General features: G+C 47.6%; 16 protein-coding genes. 10 read left to right on the top strand and 6 right to left on the bottom strand.

The annotated features are described in order from the left end of the window. Window positions 1-15: 15 nt before the first annotated feature. The 6 genes from K7B07_RS22910 (at window position 16) to K7B07_RS22885 (ending at window position 7,734) form a co-directional block, all read left to right on the top strand. Window positions 16-579: a hypothetical protein gene (locus K7B07_RS22910; protein ID WP_223712873.1), complete on the top strand. Its 564-nt coding sequence runs from the start codon at window positions 16-18 to the stop codon at window positions 577-579. Between the two features lie 100 nt (window positions 580-679). Then, window positions 680-3,325, top strand: a complete 2,646-nt coding sequence (locus K7B07_RS22905; RefSeq protein ID WP_223712872.1) for a TonB-dependent receptor — start codon at window positions 680-682, stop codon at window positions 3,323-3,325. A 36-nt stretch (window positions 3,326-3,361) separates the two neighbouring features. Further along, window positions 3,362-4,459 carry a UDP-N-acetyl glucosamine 2-epimerase gene (locus K7B07_RS22900; RefSeq protein ID WP_223712871.1) on the top strand — a complete coding sequence of 366 codons (1,098 nt, stop codon included), beginning with the start codon at window positions 3,362-3,364 and terminating at the stop codon, window positions 4,457-4,459. Window positions 4,460-4,465: 6 nt separating this feature from the next. Beyond that, window positions 4,466-5,581, top strand: a complete 1,116-nt coding sequence (locus K7B07_RS22895) for a glycosyltransferase (RefSeq protein WP_223712870.1) — start codon at window positions 4,466-4,468, stop codon at window positions 5,579-5,581. Further along, a complete protein-coding gene (locus tag K7B07_RS22890) occupies window positions 5,581-6,705 on the top strand; it encodes a glycosyltransferase family 4 protein (protein ID WP_223712869.1) in 1,125 nt (374 codons plus the stop codon). The genes K7B07_RS22895 and K7B07_RS22890 overlap by 1 nt, the downstream gene beginning before the upstream one ends. 564 nt (window positions 6,706-7,269) lie before the next feature. Then, complete coding sequence (locus K7B07_RS22885) at window positions 7,270-7,734, top strand: LEA/WHy family protein (protein WP_223712868.1); 465 nt, start codon at window positions 7,270-7,272, stop codon at window positions 7,732-7,734. Window positions 7,735-7,761: 27 nt separating this feature from the next. Here the strand turns inward: K7B07_RS22885 and pyrE are convergent, their stop codons facing one another. Beyond that, window positions 7,762-8,394 (bottom strand): orotate phosphoribosyltransferase, encoded by a 633-nt coding sequence (gene pyrE, locus K7B07_RS22880; RefSeq protein WP_223712867.1) that lies wholly within the window; start codon window positions 8,392-8,394, stop codon window positions 7,762-7,764. 60 nt (window positions 8,395-8,454) lie between these two features. On the opposite strand from pyrE, the gene K7B07_RS22875 reads away from it, so the two are divergent. Further along, complete coding sequence (locus K7B07_RS22875) at window positions 8,455-9,087, top strand: NUDIX hydrolase (RefSeq protein ID WP_223712866.1); 633 nt, start codon at window positions 8,455-8,457, stop codon at window positions 9,085-9,087. 112 nt (window positions 9,088-9,199) lie between these two features. Next, window positions 9,200-9,670, top strand: a complete 471-nt coding sequence (locus tag K7B07_RS22870; RefSeq protein WP_223712865.1) for a hypothetical protein — start codon at window positions 9,200-9,202, stop codon at window positions 9,668-9,670. Window positions 9,671-9,713: 43 nt separating this feature from the next. Here K7B07_RS22870 and K7B07_RS22865 read toward each other — a convergent pair whose 3' ends face one another. The 5 genes from K7B07_RS22865 to K7B07_RS22845 form a co-directional block, all read right to left on the bottom strand. Next, on the bottom strand, window positions 9,714-10,976 hold the full coding sequence (locus K7B07_RS22865) for a DUF2851 family protein (protein WP_223712864.1): 1,263 nt from the start codon (window positions 10,974-10,976) through the stop codon (window positions 9,714-9,716). 33 nt (window positions 10,977-11,009) lie between these two features. Next, entirely contained in the window at window positions 11,010-11,597 is a 588-nt protein-coding gene (locus tag K7B07_RS22860; protein WP_223712863.1) for a Maf family nucleotide pyrophosphatase, read from the bottom strand. A gap of 5 nt (window positions 11,598-11,602) precedes the next feature. After that, window positions 11,603-12,532: a geranylgeranylglycerol-phosphate geranylgeranyltransferase gene (locus tag K7B07_RS22855; protein WP_223712862.1), complete on the bottom strand. Its 930-nt coding sequence runs from the start codon at window positions 12,530-12,532 to the stop codon at window positions 11,603-11,605. A 15-nt stretch (window positions 12,533-12,547) separates the two neighbouring features. After that, the gene (locus K7B07_RS22850) at window positions 12,548-13,069 is read right to left on the bottom strand and encodes a KdsC family phosphatase (protein WP_223712861.1); all 522 of its coding nucleotides are present in this window, start codon (window positions 13,067-13,069) and stop codon (window positions 12,548-12,550) included. 98 nt (window positions 13,070-13,167) lie between these two features. Next, window positions 13,168-13,926 carry a Rossmann-like and DUF2520 domain-containing protein gene (locus K7B07_RS22845; RefSeq protein ID WP_223712860.1) on the bottom strand — a complete coding sequence of 253 codons (759 nt, stop codon included), beginning with the start codon at window positions 13,924-13,926 and terminating at the stop codon, window positions 13,168-13,170. A gap of 124 nt (window positions 13,927-14,050) precedes the next feature. Here K7B07_RS22845 and K7B07_RS22840 point away from each other — a divergent pair, with 124 nt between their 5' ends. Both K7B07_RS22840 and topA read left to right on the top strand, forming a co-directional pair. Further along, entirely contained in the window at window positions 14,051-14,893 is an 843-nt protein-coding gene (locus tag K7B07_RS22840) for an alpha/beta hydrolase (RefSeq protein WP_223712859.1), read from the top strand. Window positions 14,894-15,077: 184 nt separating this feature from the next. Beyond that, window positions 15,078-17,657 carry a type I DNA topoisomerase gene (gene topA, locus K7B07_RS22835; RefSeq protein ID WP_223712858.1) on the top strand — a complete coding sequence of 860 codons (2,580 nt, stop codon included), beginning with the start codon at window positions 15,078-15,080 and terminating at the stop codon, window positions 17,655-17,657. Window positions 17,658-17,677 lie beyond the last annotated feature (20 nt).

Below are 17,677 nucleotides of genomic sequence, written 5' to 3'. Positions count from 1 at the left end.
ACAAAATTTATTTTCATGTCCTATTGGTTACTTCTTTTGCTACCGCTTTCTGCCGGCACAGGCTGGCTGATCCATCTGGCAGCAGCAAATTATTTCCTGAACCGGTACCTTCCCCGCCAGGATGAAAAACTGGCGAAGGCTGCCGGCCGCTGGGCGGGGGCTGCAATGAGCCAGGGGTTTAACATCGAAGAAAAGATCAGCGATCCGCGGCTCATCGAAAAAGCCATGCCTGCCATAGAAAAACACATAGATGAATTTTTAAATATAAAACTAAAAGAAGAAATCCCCATGCTGGCCATGTTCGTCGGGAACAAGACCACCGACAAAATCAGGGAGGTCTTTATCAACCAGCTTAAACTACTGTTTCCCCAGGTGATGCTTCAGATCACGGAGGGTGTAAAAAATGAACTCGATCCCGAACAACTGGTCGTCAAACACTTAACACAGAATCCTGTTTCCCTGCTGGCCAGGGATGCGGCGGCAGCACCATTGAAACGCTACCGGAATGCGGGTTTACTGTACGGGTTACTGATCGGCCTTGTCAACCTGATCTTCCTTTTCTTTTTCTTTATCCGCTGAATGTTCGCTTTATACCAGTATGTGGGCGCTGGTCAAATATTTTGAACACGGTAACAAGAATTGATTTAATTACGCGTCTAAAGCACTAAAATAATTTTTGATGAAAAAACAGTTAATCCTGGCGGTAGCCTTTTTATGGTCCATCGGGATGTATGCGCAGAACGGGCAGATGCCTACAGGCTCTCTTTATGGAAAAGTAGTTGATTCGGCCACAGGCAAAGGAATTGATGCAGCTTCTATACAATTACTACAGGTAGGAAAAGACTCGGCTTCCGGTCAGCCCAAAACAACAGTGGTAACCGGGATGCTCACCAAGGCAAACGGGGAATTCCGCCTGGACGGGGTTCCGGCAATGGGCCGTTACCTGCTTGAAATATCCGGTATCGGTTATACCACCTATAAAAAACCATTCTTCTTTATTGATCCGGCCCAGCTGAAACAGGGCAACCGGGACATGGCATCCCTGCTCAATAACCTCGACAAGGACCTGGGGAATATCAAACTGGGAATCGATAACCAGACATTATCCGCAGTAACGGTTGTCGGATCCAAACCTTCCGTCAGTCTGGGCATCGACCGCAAGGTGTATAATGTAGAGAACAACCTGATGGCTGCAGGCGGAACAGCTACTGACCTGCTGAAAAATATTCCTTCTGTAAACGTAGATATCGACGGCAACATCAGCATCCGGAACAGCAGTCCGCAGATCTTCGTGGATGGAAGGCCTACTACCCTTACGCTGGATCAGATCCCCTCCGATCAGATCGAGACCGTTGAAGTGATCACCAACCCCTCGGCAAAATATGATGCATCCGGCGGAACAGCCGGTATCCTGAACATTGTTCTGAAGAAAACAAAACGAGTTGGCTACAGCGGGAATGTCAGAGCAGGGATCGATCAGCGTGGAAAATTCAATGCCGGTGGGAACGTAAATATCCGGCAGGGAAAATTCAACATTTTTGCCAATGCCAACTATGGTCAGCGAAAGTCCATTTCCGATGGGGTTACCGAGCGCTCTACCCTTCTGAATGACACGACAAGAAACCTGTTGCAAAAAGACCGCAATATAGGTGAAGGAACATTTATGTTCGGACGCGCCGGCTTTGATTATTTCCTGGATAACCGCAATACCATCACCCTTTCAGGTATCGGGGTTAAAGGTAAATTCAATAATTATACGGGTAGCGACCTGTTTGTGGATACACTGGCGGACGGATATGCAGCGCATTCTAAAACCATCCGGGAATCCAACGGAAGTTTCAGTTTCCGCAACCTGGGCGGAAGCCTGGGCTATGTTCATAATTTCCCCAAGAGCGGCCATCAGCTGACGGCGGATATGAACTATAATAAAAGCAAGAATGACAACACGACTACCGTTAATAACAGGATCTTCGACAACGCGACCGGACCTCAGACAGGAATTTTCAACCAGCAACAAATAGGAAACGGAAACAATGAAAGGATGACCGGCCAGGTGGATTATACCAACCCGCTTTCCGACAACTCCAAACTGGAAGCCGGGGTACGGATGAATCAGACCAAAGTTTCCAGTCTGAACAATATGTATTATATACAGGGAGATGGTGCGCTGGAATTACAACCGCTGCTGTCTTCCCAGTTCAACTATAAAGACCAGGTATGGGCTGCCTATGGTAACTTTTCCAGCAAGATCGGGGAAAAATTTGGTTACCAGATCGGCGTGCGGCTGGAAAGCTCCAACTATGACGGAACCGTTTTTTCTACCGAAAAGAAAGACGGCGTCGTGGTACCCACCAGCAATCATTTTAATATCAAATACCCTGTAAGTTTATTCCCGAGTGTTTTCCTGAGTCAGAAGATCAACGACAAACAGGACCTGCAGCTGAATTACAGCCGGCGGATCAACCGTCCCGGGTTCTTCCAGCTCTTCCCTTTTACGGACTATTCCGATTCATTGAATCTTAGCCGTGGTAACCCGAACCTGAAACCGGAGTTCACCAACTCATTTGAGCTGTCTTATTCCAATAATTTCAATCGCAACAATAACCTGATTCTGTCGGCGTATTATAAACAAACTTCAGGACTGATCACCCGGTACCAGTCGCCAGACACCAACCCGATCAATAATCAGCCGGTACTGGTCAATACCTATATCAATGCCAATTCCAGTTTTGTAGGAGGTTTTGAAGCTGTGGGTAAGAACAAGATCACGCCCTGGTGGGACCTGACCAGCAATATCAATATCTATACTTCCAAAATTGATATTGATGATCCTTCTATTCCAACTGCAGATCAGATCTATAGCTGGTTCGGGAAGATCAATAACGATTTTAAATTACCCAGGAACTTTACATTACAATTATCGGGCGATTATAATTCAAAAACGGTACTGGCACCCGGGGGCAGCGCCGGTAACAATTCCGGCGGCGGCCGTGGATTTATGGGCGGTACAGTAAGTGGAAATGCCCAGGGATACACCATGCCGAATTACGGGGTGGATGCAGCGTTGAAGTATGAATTCCTGAAAGGGAAGGCAGCTTCTGTTACGCTTAGCGTAAATGACCTGTTCAGGACCCGCAAGAGCGATATCTATACCAGCTCCGGCTTCTTCAACCAGCACCAGGTGCGTACCCGCGACCAGCAATTTTTCCGTTTGAATTTTGCCTATCGTTTCGGAAAATTTGATGCATCCCTGTTCAAACGCAAGAATATGAAAGGCGAACAGGAAAGCATCCAGGGTGGCATGCAGGGAATGGGCGGACAATAAACCGGATCCGAAAGAATTGTTGTTAAAACGGGTGAAGTGGCTTTTCTGCTCCTCACCCGTTTTTGTTATTATATTTGCCGCCTGAAGAAGATCATTCATATAGTAGGCAACCGGCCTCAGTTCATCAAACTGGCGGTATTGTACAAGGCGATTGCAGAAAGCGGGATGGCCCGTCAGTTCATCCTGCACACCGGTCAGCATTCCAGTCATGAAATGAGCGGGATCTTTTTTGACCAGCTGGCACTCCCCGCGCCCGATATCCGGCTTCAGATCGACAATACGGATCCTGATCTCTTTATCGCAGCAGCTACCCGGCAAATACGGGACCACCTGTTTGCCAATAACTATAATGCCGTGCTGATCTACGGCGATACCAATACCACTTATGCGGCAGCAATCGCTGCTGCGCGAAGCGGGCAAACACTCCATCATATTGAAGCAGGTGTACGGAACGGAGATCTCCGTGTGCCGGAAGAGTTGAACCGGGTGATCGCAGACCGCCTGTCGTCGTATCATTATTGCTGCACACAATACAACCTTGATACGTTAAAAAGTGAAGGATCGGGAAAAGCCGGTAGCTTCTTTACCGGAGACCTCATGCTGGACGCCTATCTCCGGCTTCCGGAAGATGCGGCCTTCCGCCCGGAATTCTCCTCTTATATTGCCTGTACGATACACCGCGCAGAGCATATTCTGATCAAAGAACAACTGGAGGCAGTGATCGCAGCGCTGAACAATATCCATAAGCAGATCCCTGTTGTAATGCCGCTGCATCCGCACACGCAAAAGAAATTATCCGGGCTTTCTGTAAAAGCAGCATTCCGGATCATTGCTCCTCTCGGCTATTCCCGGATGAAAGCGTTTCTGCAGCACGCGGCGTTTATAATTACCGATAGTGGTGGTGTAAGTCGTGAAGCGTATTTTGCCAGGAAAAAAGCGCTGGTGATAATGGAACGCCCGGTATGGCCGGAAATATTGACAACAGGTGCAGGCCTCGCCTGCCCGCCGGACACCAGGATGATTGAAGACGCATTTCAGCAATTGCAGCAGCTGGAACCGGATTTTGAAAAAGCTGTCTTTGGAAAGGGCAATGCCGCAAGCGCCATTAGCCGGCATATACTAAACGCTTTGTAACTATTCATGGGTCAGAAACGCATTACAGTATCCGTTATCTCAGAAATAACCACCGATCAGCGGGTGATACGCATCTGTACCACACTCCGGGAAATGGGTTTTGATGTAGTGCTCATCGGCCGGGCGTTTGGCAACAGCCTTCCATTGGGGCATTATCCTTTCCGGGCCGGAAGGATGCGCTGCTTTTTCAGAAAAGGGGTATGGCAGTATGCCGAATTCAACCTCCGGCTTTTCTTCAGGCTGCTGTTTTGCAGAACGGATTATCTGCTGGCCAATGACCTGGATACGCTTGCGCCCAATTACCTCTTGTCAAAGTGGAGGAAGAAACCGCTGTTCTATGATACACACGAGTATTTTACCGGAGTACCTGAACTGGCGGGTTCGCCTGCAAAAAAAAGATTCTGGAAACGACTGGAGGATTATCTGTTTCCAAAATTGCCGGTGGTTTATACGGTGAGTGATGCGGTAAAGGCAAAATACCAAAAGGAATACGGAACACCGGTCACCGTGGTCCGCAACCTCCCTGTTCCACAGCCGGCTGAATTTATGGAGCGACCGGCTTCCTGGCGCGGGAAAAGAGTGTTGCTGATGCAGGGGATCGGGATCAATCATGGACGGGGCGGACTGGAACTGCTGGAAATGATGCGCTATATGCCGGACGATTGTTACCTGGTGTATATTGGTGGTGGCCTGCTCTGGGAAACCATTAAAGAAAAGCGTACCGAATGGGAACTGGAAGCGCAGGTAGAAATGATCGACAAGCTGCCACCCGATCAGCTAAAGCAATACACACCACACGCCGATCTTGGTTTTTCACTGGACGGATTCAGCGATGAAAATTTCCTGGTAAGCCTGCCAAATAAACTTTTTGATTACATCCAGGCGGGTATCCCTGTGGCTGCTACAGCCTTACCTGAGGTGAAAAAGATCATCGAACAATACGGAGTCGGATTTTGTTTAAACTTTCGTACCCCACGGGAAATGGCCGTTGAAGTGAAATCCTTCCTGTACAATGCAGAAAGCATGCAAAAAGCAAGAAATAATGCTATCATTGCGCAAAAGGAATTGAACTGGGATCACGAGAAACAGGTATTGATGAAAATATACACGCCTTATTTATAATGCAGTTGCACCTACATATCGTTTGTCTGGACGTACCCTGGCCCGCAGATTACGGGGGTGTTATCGACATGCTGAACCGCATCCGGGCCTTTAACCGGATGGGAGTAAAAGTTCATTTACATTATTTCAGCTATAACGAAAGAGGAGTGCCCAAAGAGCTGAATGCCTTTTGTGAATCAGTTCATGTTTATGAGCGCAGGAAAAAAACAGAATGCCTCAACCTTTCACTCCCCTATATTGTTTCCTCCAGGGTCAACCAGGAGCTGGCTGAGCAATTATCAAAGGATAATTACCCGGTATTGCTGGAGGGATTGCATTGCACCGGTATCATCCCCTTTATCGGCGGCAACCGCATGATCTGTGTACGGATGCACAACAATGAGGAAGTGTACTATAAGGAACTTGCCCGCGCCACCTCCGACCTTTTTAAAAAACTGTACTACACCACGGAAAGCAGACTGATTAAAAAGTATGTGCCTACGCTTCCCAAGAACCTGTTGCTGGCCTGCGTTTCGGAAGCCGATGTCGATTTTTTTAAGGAGCTGGGGTTTGACAATACCTTCCTCCTCCCTACCTATCCTTCCTGGCAGGAAGTGAACAGTCTGGAAGGGATGGGAACGCACTGTCTTTTTCATGGAAATCTATCAGTGGCAGAAAATGAAGAAGCGGCGCTCTGGTTATTGCATAAGGTTTTTAATAAAGTACGGGTTCCGTTCATCATTGCCGGCAAGGATCCCGGGCGCCAGCTGCAAAAAGCCGCGTCCCTCTGTCAGCACACCTGCCTGATCAGTAATCCCAGTGAATCAGAGATCAATGACCTGGTGCAAAAAGCACATATCAATGTGCTCCCCAACTTCAATAAAAATATTACAGGAATACGCCTAAAACTTTTACATTCACTGTATTCCGGACGTCATTGTGTCACCACCCCTGCAATGGTAACAGGTACGGGACTGGAACCCGCCTGTCATATCGGAAGCAATTCCAACGCCATCGCATCTATTATCTCCCAGCTTTATTATAAACCTTTTGAAGATGAAGAAATAAAACTCCGGAAACAGCTGGTGGAGCAAACCTTCAACAACGATAAGAACACTACCCAACTGATGCAGCGGCTCTGGTAATCCCGTTTAGGCCCCCTTCTGGGTACGGGCCTTCTTCAAATGATTCATCTATTTAAGATTGCATTTTGGCACCGGCATGCCAGTGTTCCAGTAGATCCCCATGCACGTCTGCCAGGGGCAATCGGAAACACGGCCTGCGGCTTGCTGCGATTTAAAGGCATTTACCTGTCTTGATCGGCAATATACACATTATAAAATAATATACTTTTATGTTTATGATAACAAGTATATTATATAAACTTAATTAAAAACTCTATTTCAATAAATTAAATAATTAATTATAAAACATATTTATATAAGAATGTTCCTCGAAAATTTTTTCACTTTTTACATCAAAATATATTATATAAAAAATCGTTTAATAAAATATAAATAATTTATTATCAAATATTTATTACAAAAATAAAAACTACTTGGATTAGCAAAATATTTTGAATTCTTCAAATTCAAAAAACTAAAAAAATTAGCTCAATATTTAAAACAATTTTCCGATTTTTAACAAGGTATTTTTCCTGCATCGGTGAAAGGCGCTTAATTTGCCGTCTAATTAAAATGAATATAAGAATGAAACAGTTTTTGGTTGTGTTGTTGGGTTTGGTACTCCTCTCCTCCTGTATGAAATACCAGGACATAAAGTTTATCGGAGTGGAAAATGTAAAACTGGGTAAAGTGGGTATGAACGAGACAACGATGGAGATGAACCTTATTTTCAATAACCCTAATAAAATGGGTGCTATGTTAAATAATGCCGGTGGAAAGGCCTGGATACAGGATATTTATATTGGTGATTTTCTGCTGAATGAGAATGTAAAGATTCCTGCCCGCAGCGATTTTTCGGTTCCGGTGCGATTGAAGGTAAATCTGAAAGACCTGCTGAATAATTCATTGACATTGATCACAAGGGACTCTGTTAATATAAAACTGGATGGTAATGCCCGTCTGAGTAAAGGATCCATTATCAAGAATTTTCCCCTGCGCTATAACGGAAAGAAGGCCTCCCGCGAATTGCTGGGGCAGCTCCGGTTTTAAGAATGAATACGGAAGCGGTAACGGGCCTCAGATCCCGTTCCAGTTTGCCGGATCCTCGCTCCATTTGAGCAGCAGCGCAGCTTCCTCATCATTGATCTGCCCCTTCTCCCGGGCCAGTTCCAGTAAAACAGGGTAGCTGGTCAGTGGTTGATACCGGATCCCACGTTCTTCGAACGCTTTCCGGGCTACAGAAAAATCATAGGTAAAGATCGATACCATCCCCACGATTTCCAGACCGGCTGCCAGCAGCGCATCCACCGCCTGAAGGCTGCTCTTGCCGGTGCTGACAAGATCTTCCACTACGGCGATCTTCTGCCCTTTTTCAAACAGGCCCTCTACCTGGTTTCCGAGCCCGTGCTCCTTTGGTTTTGGCCGTACATAAATAAAGGGCAGCTTAAGCTGATCAGCCGCCAGCGCACCCCACGCGATCGCCCCGGTGGCCACACCGGCAATACAATCGGCATCGCCGAACTGTTCGAACAACACATTACAGAGCTCGCTTTTAATAAAATCACGCACAAAAGGAAATGATAACACACTTCTGTTGTCACAATAAATCGGACTTTTCCAGCCGCTGGCCCAGGTAAATGGCTCCTGGGGTCTTAATTTAACCGCATTTACCTGTAATAACTTTTCCGCAACTACTTTTGCATCGTTCATAATAGCTCCCTAAATTTAGGCTGCGAAATTAAGCCCATCTTTTTAGAAAACTGAAATTATATGCAAATTAAAATTCACATCAACAATAAAGTGCTCTATCTCTGTGATGAACCCGGTGCAGCGCTCCGCGAATTGCTGCATCATCCGGAAACCGTACTGATCGACGAACTGGATACCCATTCTGTCAAAGCCATGTTACGCGAACTGACATTGCCGGAGATCAAAACAGGCATTTTTGTGCATCCGGATTTTGAGGAACTCAAAAAAGCCTTCTTCAAAAAATTTGAACGCATCCAGGCAGGCGGGGGATTGGTGATCAACGGGCAGCATGAAATACTGATGATCCATCGCCGTGGCTTCTGGGATCTTCCCAAGGGTAAGCTGGATCCGGGAGAGACCATCGAAGAATGTGCCCTGCGGGAAGTAAGGGAAGAAACGGGGCTTACGCAGGTCGCAATGGATGTGCCGTTGACGATCACCTACCACACTTATGAGCAGGGTACACATCATATTCTGAAAGAGTCGCATTGGTTTTTAATGAAAGGAGATGCCGCAGAAACACTGGTGCCGCAAACAGAAGAGGATATTACCGAAATACAATGGGTACCTGCTGCACGTCTTACGGCTTATAAAGATCAGACCTACCCTTCTATCGGGGATGTACTGGAAGCCTGGACCGGCAGGACCTCCTGAACCTGAGGTTCCTTTTAAACCTTAGTAATTTATTAACGGACCCGCCGCCTGCTTTCCTTTAAATGGATCGTCTATTTAATAAGAACATTCATTTAAAACCAAGGAGGTCATTATGAAAAAGGTATTCTTCTTATTTGCACTGGTTGCCGGACTTGCTACCGCTCAATTGGCACAGGCACAGGTAAACGTTAATATAAACATCGGCAGTCAGCCGCAATGGGGCCCTTACGGTTATAACCAGGCACGCTATTATTACCTGCCGGAGATCAATGTTTATTATGATATCTACAATAAAACATACGTCTACCAGAACCGGAGAAGCTGGGTAACCACCCGTACTCTTCCCCGCCAGTACCGGAACGTTAATCTTTACAATACGTATAAGGTAGTGCTCAATTCCAATACTCCCTGGAGAAACAACAGTACACATATACGGCAGTATAACCGGTACGGACAGGATCGCACACAGGTCTCTATCAGGGACTACGCATACCGTAACAATCGCCGCAGTGAAGTAACTGAAAGAAGGAATGATCGCAGCCGTGATTATGCCAATAGCCGCAATAACGGCAGAAGACGCTAAGCGGATCTTATATTCCGGATAAAGGGTGCACAATGCACCCTTTTTATTTTTCTTTTTTTATAAGATAATTACCAATGGAACAATAAAGACATTTACGTTCGTCACAGTAACGGGTCTTTAGTTCAATAAAAGCCTGCGAATCCATGGCCGACCGGTTGGCAAGACCAAAATGCTCAAAGCTCCGGGTGATGGTATTTTTTTCAGGCCGGGTTTCTTCCAGCCACCGGATGGCTTTTTCCTTCAGCGCGTGTTTTCCATAGATACTTCCATATGCAAAAAGAACCGGGGCAATGGTGTTAATAATAATATTGTCGATCATTGCAGGCCCAATCGATTTAATACGCAGCCCGCTTGCCTCGTTAAGGGTATAATGATAGTGCCAGAAATCATTGGCTTCCACCCTGAACCATTTCCGGATATTTTCCAGTGTGTCTTCGGCAATGACCTTTGAGAAGAGATGAACGGAAGAGGCGATTACCATCGCCAGCTGGGCCAGCCGTATGGTGGGGAAACCTCCCGGTCGCATCCGCAGGAAATGAACCGGAAGATTCACCGGTTGCAGCCCGTACTTCTTCCGGAGGAACCGGTACTCGCGTTGCAGCATGACCGGATAAGGGTCCTCAAAGCTATTGTCCAGTAACCCGGCCTGCCCCAGCAGCAACGCTTCCAGCTGTTGTACCCGTTGTTTGTGTCTCCCCAGCAGGTTCAGGGGAATGCTTTTGGCGATGGCTTCAAAAGCATCGGCATTAACGGGGAGTCCGAAATTTTTTGCCAGCAACCACCAGAAGCTTTCTTCCCAATGCTGGTGGTTGGTCTCAAGGTAATTTTCAACAACGGCGCCTTTCCGGATCAGCCGTTCTGCCACCAGCCGGCTCTTCCACATGCCAAGGGTGAGCTGCGGCACAGTTGCGATCATTTTTTCACAGGGAATAAAGGACCGGGTGTTCATCAGCCCTTCATAACGGTTTAACAGGTTCCGGGAGATCCGGGTCTTCAGCTCCACTACGGGCAATCCTTCCGGTTCCGGATGATCATCTTCATATACAACATGAAGCACCACTTTCCTGTAGTTCACATCAGCATGATGCCGGTGCTTTTTCCAGTCAGATGTTTTAAGATGGAGCTCCACAGAGCCGGCCCAGAGTGTAGTACCGATGCGGATCCGGGCCTGTTCAAAATCCGGCCCCTGGTTCCGGTTCAGCACGCCCACATAAAGTACCTGTACGGGAGTTCCTTCTGTAGTGGTAAGCGACCGGGCGTTAAAATACTGGAACTGCCAAATGTATTGGAGTAGCTGTTCGTTCATATGGTTGATGTTTTTCAGGTTATCAAAAACGCATTATCCGTCTGCGGATTTATACTGCAATTTATGTATTTCCTGTAATATTCTGCTCACGGGCAACCCCATTACATTGTAAAAATCACCATTTATTTTTTGAATTCCCACCACACCGATCCATTCCTGGATGGCATAGGCGCCTGCTTTGTCAAAGGGCCGGTACCGGTCGATATAATAACTGATCTGCTCCCCGGTAAGGGAATGAAAGGTCACCTCCGTTACTTCTGAGAATACAATCTCCTCCGCGCCGCGCACCAGCGCCACGCCGGTAATCACATCATGCGTATTGCCCTGCAATGCGGTCAGTGTTTCAACCGCCTCTGCCTTGTTTTTGGGTTTTCCGATGACCCTGCCATTTAAAACCACTACTGTATCGGCAGCAATGATCAGTGCTTCGTTTCCGGTATCGGAAAGCACTGCACGGGCTTTTCTGCGGGCCACGTCGGCCGCTGCGGACCGTGTATCCAGTGCCGGATCAAAATACTCATCGATCTCCTTTGTAACGATTTCGAACGGCACATCGGCCCATTCCAGTATTTGCTTGCGGCGGGGCGACGATGAGGCCAGAATAATACGGTCTGCACTCATATACTTTACAAATAAAAATAAAAAATACCCATGGACAGGATGCCTGTCAGCATGATTCCTTTGGTAAGGGCACTCAGTGAATGATATTCAGCTGCCCGGTTTGCAGGGATCAGTTTACGGAACAGGTAAGCAGCCGGAAGAAGAATCAGCAGCACACAGTAAAGAATGCCCGGCCACCATCCCAGCTGAAGGATATAGAACTGCACCACGGCCAGCAATGCCATCAGCAGGGTAAGCCACACGGCGATGTATACTTTTGTGGCATTCACGCCCCACAGGATGGGCATGGTCTTGCACCCGTATTTCTGGTCACCGGCGATATCTTCCACATCTTTTATCGCCTCCCGGATCAGGGAAATGATAAAGGCAAAGCCGGCGTACAGCACTGCAAACCGGAAAAATTTCAATTGCTCTTCCACCACGTTTCCGAAAGCATTGGAAAAAGAGAATTTGGAAAGAAAGATGATCATGATCGTCCAGGCAGTGAGCAGTGATATCACGATATTGCCGATCAGAGCCTCTTTCTTGAATTTTACCGAATAAAACCACAACAGCAATACGCAGATGATATTAGCCACCACCAGGTACCAGCGGGAAAACGGGTTTACCGCAATAGCGGTAAGCAATACCCCGCCCACACTCAATACGAGGTGCCATACCAGCGCCCATCTACGGTTGATGTATTTCCCGATGATCATTTTTTGGGGCTTGTTGATCCGGTCAATGTTCATGTCGAAATAATCATTGATAATATTTCCGCCGGCCGCAATAAACACCGACGCCAGCACCAGCAGCACGAACTGGAAGGTATCATGGTCTGGGATCCGGTTCCTGTAAATGGGATAATAAATGCAATATTGAAACATTGCCTGCGTAAGGGCAATAAAAATAAGGTTCGGATAACGTACCAGTCTTAAAAATGCAACGATCTTCATTGGGGCATTTTTAAATTAAGTAGATGCAACCAATGATTCGTTTCCCCATTGATCATTGCTGCGTAATACCTTTTCGATTACTTCGCGCACACAGCCCTTCCCTCCTTCAAAACCGGAAATAAACGTTGCCTTATGCAGCAGTTCGGAAGCAGCATCCGCCGGACAGGCAGGCAATCCCACGATATCGAATACCGGCAGATCGGGTATATCATCGCCCATGAACAGGATCTCTTCCGGTTGCAATTGTTCCTGTTCGATCAGCTCTTTCACGAATGCTTTTTTATCTTTTATACCGAAATAGGCCGTTTGAATGCCCAGCTTATTCAACCGCAGTTCTACAGCCGAGGGCGCCGAGCCCGAAATAATGAATATCTTATAATGAAGCTTTAGTGCCAGTTGCAATGCATACCCGTCCTTCACGTTCATAACACGAGCCCATTCACCACTGTCCAGTACCAGCAGGTCTCCGTTAGTAAGCACTCCGTCCACATCAAAAATAAACACCCGTATTCTCCGGAATCGCTGCAACAGGTTCATGCTGTAGTTGTTTTATATTAAAAGCTTGTGCAAATGTATTGGTTTAAGCCGATACCTTAAAATATCACAGCAAGGCGGATCACGGGTAGCCGGATCGTTTAATGACACATCAGTGCTTCTGTAAGAAAATTATAAACGGAAAGATGTTCCGGGTACTCTTTTAATAATTCCCGGTGCCGCTGAATCGTCTCCCCGTCCTTCCGGGCAGCGGGTCCGGTCTGCATTTGAGATGGTGATTCACCGGCAAGACGCTCTACGGTGTTCTGTACCAGCGGTAGCAGTTCATGGAAATCGATACCTTCTTTTTTGCAGAAAGACTCGGCAAGATCAAATAAATAGTTGGTAAAATTGTTTGCAAACACTGCTGCTACATGCAGCCGGGCACGTTTATCCAGATCTGCTGTTTGCACCGGGCCGGTGGTAATGGAAGCCGCCAGCTGATCGAGTATCTTTTTGGCAGCGGCGTTTGAGGCTTCGGTATAGATCGTCAGCTCCGGTATGTTTTCCTGTTGTTTGCGCATACTTTGCAGGGGATAAAACACGCCATAGTTTTCCGTGCAGTTCTTTAATACTTCCATCGGCACAGCTGCAGCCGTATGGGCCACTACTTTATCTTTCAGCCGAAGATCAGCGGCGACCGGCGCAATAGCTGCATCTGCGACAGCAATTAAATAAACATCTGCTGTTTTAATGATAAGGCTGGTATAATTGGTAGACTCTGTATTCCATTCGTAGGCCAGCTCGGAAGCTGCTGCGGCATTTCGCCCATAGATCTGTACGATCTGATGCCCGGCCCTCACCAGTTTGCGTCCCAGCACAGCGGCTACATTTCCTGATCCGATAATAACAATGTTCATAATATAGATACCTTTGCGTTTGCCGGTAACACAGCAGCTGTGGCTTCGGGATGAAGCAAATTTCAAGCCGTGTTCCATCCGGCCGGTCAACCATCCACCGGAGGTGGAAAGTAAAAAAATACGGATGAAATTACAAAATTTTATAAAGGAACTGCTTAAAACACGGATACGGCTGCTGGCGCTGGTTTCCAAAGAAAAGGCGGGCAACAGCGCTTTCCGGATATTCTGCACACCTTTGGGAAAGGCACGCTATGCGATAACACCAATATTGCGATCTGCAGAAAATCTTTCCCTATCCTTCAACCAGGTTCCGTTAAAAGGATACCGCTGGAACAACGGCGCCGGAAAAAAAGTGCTGATCGCACACGGTTTCCGGTCGCACACACAGCGTTTCGAACACCTGATCCCCTTATTAACCGCCAAAGGGTACGAGGTCCTCGCCTTTGATGCTCCGGCGCATGGACTGAGCGGCGGGAAGCAGATCAATGCGATCGACTACACAACGCTTGTTGCACATCTTACGGTCCGGTATGGCCCTTTTGATGCCTATATCGGGCATTCTTTCGGCGGACTGGCAGTAGCCCTGGCTGTGTCCGAACTGCCCGGTAATGCGGCGCTGAAAATGGTTCTCTTCGCTCCTGCAGCGGATACGGAAGGGCTCGCAGCCGGCTTTCTGAAACAAATGGAGGTCACCGATCCGGCGGTCCGGTTACATTTCTATAATAATGTAGAACGGCTGAGCGGCAAAACACTCAGCTGGTTCAGTATAAAAAGATGTTTACCCCACCTGAAAAGCGCTGTCCTCTGGATCCATGATGAGGAAGACCGCATCACCCCGGTAAAGGAAGCCCGGGAGATCCGGGATCTCCACCCCTCCAATATCCGGTTTATATTCACCCAGGGCCTGGGGCACAGCAGCATTTACCGGGATACAGCGGTGCTGCAACAGGTAGCCGAGTTCCTTTAACGGGTCATTGATGGCCGCCCGCGGCAAAGTATAACAGAATTATAATATTTGGCGTATTTCTGTAGAAAACAGTTACCAAAAACCGGAAATAACCCCGGTTATAAGCTAAAAATTGGGTTCATTTAAAAAAAAAATTCTAATCTTGCCCAAAATTTGGTGTTAACAGCGTTGTTCAGAAAATAATATGGCGAAGAACTTATTGATCGTTGAGAGCCCGGCAAAGGCAAAGACCATTGAGAAATTTTTAGGCAAGGATTTCCAGGTAAAAAGCAGTTTCGGGCACATCCGTGACCTTGAGAAAGCGGGTATGGGCATTGACATCGAGAAACAATTTCATCCCCGCTATGTGGTTTCTGAAGGAAAGGAAAAAGTGGTCCGGGACCTGAAAAACCTGGCCTCTAAAAGTGAAGAAGTATGGCTGGCAACGGATGAGGACCGTGAAGGAGAAGCCATCAGCTGGCATTTATGTGAGGTGCTGGGACTGGACCCCAGGACCACCAAACGTATTGTTTTCAACGAAATCACCAAACCTGCCATACAACAGGCCGTAGCGGCTCCGCGTCATGTGGATATGAACCTGGTGGATGCCCAGCAGGCCCGCCGTGTGCTGGACCGGATCGTGGGTTTTGAATTAAGTCCGGTACTCTGGAGAAAAATCAGTGTAAAAAATAACCTGAGCGCCGGCCGGGTACAGAGTGTGGCTGTAAGGCTGATCGCTGAAAGGGAACGCGAGATCAACGCATTTGAACCACAAAGCAGTTTTAAAGTGGTTGCCATTTTTACGGCAACAGACAACAACGGTAAGAAGATCTCCTTCAAAGCCGAGGGAGCCAAATTCAATACTGCCGCTGATGCCGAGCAGTTCCTGCAATCCTGTCTGAATGCGGATTATACGGTAAAAGACATTCAGGTAAAACCCGGCAAACGCAGTCCGGCCCCGCCCTTTACTACCTCCACCCTGCAACAGGAGGCCAGCCGCAAGTTTGGCTACAGCGTGAGCCGCACCATGCAGATCGCACAGCAGCTGTATGAGAACGGGCACATCACTTATATGCGTACCGATAGTGTGAACCTGAGCAATACCGCGCTTGGTGATCTCACCAGTACCATCAAAAGCATGTATGGTGAAGCGTACCACCAGTTCCGCCGGTTCAAGAATAAAAATGAGAGTGCACAGGAAGCGCACGAAGCCATACGCCCTACCTACATGAGCAACACAGTTGTTGAAAATGCAGACTGGAAGCGGCTTTACGACCTGATCTGGAAACGGACCATGGCGTCCCAGATGGCGGATGCACAATTGGAAAAAACAACGGCCCGGATAGAGATATCGACCAATAAAGAAGAACTGTCTGCAACAGGAGAAGTAATAAAATTTGACGGATTTCTGAAATTATACCGGGAGGACCGCGATGATGAAGATATCCAGGACGATGAGATCCAGGAAGGCATGCTGCCGCCGCTGACCGTGGGACAGGGATTGCCGCTGGTGGAAATGACCGCCACAGAACGGTTTACCCGCCCCTCACCCCGCTATACGGAAGCCTCGCTTGTAAAAAAACTGGAAGAGCTCGGCATCGGACGCCCCTCTACCTATGCGCCCACCATCTCCACCATCTTAAAAAGGGAGTACGTTGAAAAACGGGACAAAGAAGGACTGGAACGGAAATACCGCAGCATTACATTGAAAGACAACCAGCTGGCCAAAAAAGAAAATACGGAAATAACCGGCGCCGAAAAGGCCAAGCTTTTTCCTACTGACCTGGGCCTGGTGGTTACGGATTTCCTGAAGCAGTATTTTGAAGACATCATGGATTATGGGTTTACAGCCAGGATCGAGGAGGAATTTGATGAGATCGCCAATGGCAAGCTGCCCTGGAATAAACTGATCGGTGAATTCTATCATCCCTTTAAAGAGGATGTGGACAATACCATTGAAACAGCCGAACGCATCAAAGGCGAACGGGAACTGGGCACCGAAGCCGGAACCGGAAAGCCGGTGTTTGCGCGTATGGGCCGCTTCGGACCAATGATACAGATCGGTAATGTGGATGATGAGGAAAAACCGCGTTTTGCTACGCTGCGGAAAGGCCAGAGCATCGAAACCATTACTTTTGATGAGGCAATGGATCTCTTTAAATTGCCGGTAACCCTGGGCGAATACGAGGGCAAAGAGGTGGCGGTGAATATAGGCCGTTTTGGTCCCTATGTGAAATGGGGTGAGGAATTCATATCGATCCCGAGAACAGAAGATCCGCTATCGGTCGACCTGGAGCGTGCCGTGGCACTTATCAGTGAAAAACAGGTTGCTGATGCCCCCATCGCGCAGTTCGACAGCAAACCGGTAACCAAGGGAAAAGGCCGCTTCGGACCTTATATTAAATGGAACGACCTTTTTATAAACGTACCCCGCCGGTATGATTTTGACAACCTCTCCCAGGGGGATATCGATGAACTGATCAAGGCAAAGATCGAAAAGGAATCCAACCGGTATATCCGGCAATGGCCGGAGGAAAAAATCGCATTGGAGAACGGGCGTTGGGGTGCATTTATCCGCTTTGGCAAAAAAATGGTAAAGCTTGGCAGAAAGGAAGACGGCTCCAAATACACACCGGAAGAAGTGGCCCAGCTGGACATTGACACCGTGAAAAAAATGATCGAAGCCGAGCTTCCCGGAGCTTTTAGTAAGCCCGCGAAGAAAACAGCTGCAAAAAAAGCTCCGGCAAAAAAGAAAGCCGCCGCCAAGAAGGCCTCAAAAAAATAAAAATCACAGCATTTGACAAC

Source organism: Niabella beijingensis (genome assembly GCF_020034665.1).
In the GTDB taxonomy this organism is placed as follows: domain Bacteria; phylum Bacteroidota; class Bacteroidia; order Chitinophagales; family Chitinophagaceae; genus Niabella; species Niabella beijingensis.
Note: the sequence above shows the minus strand (reverse complement) of the source record. Positions and strands in the feature narration are given on the sequence as shown.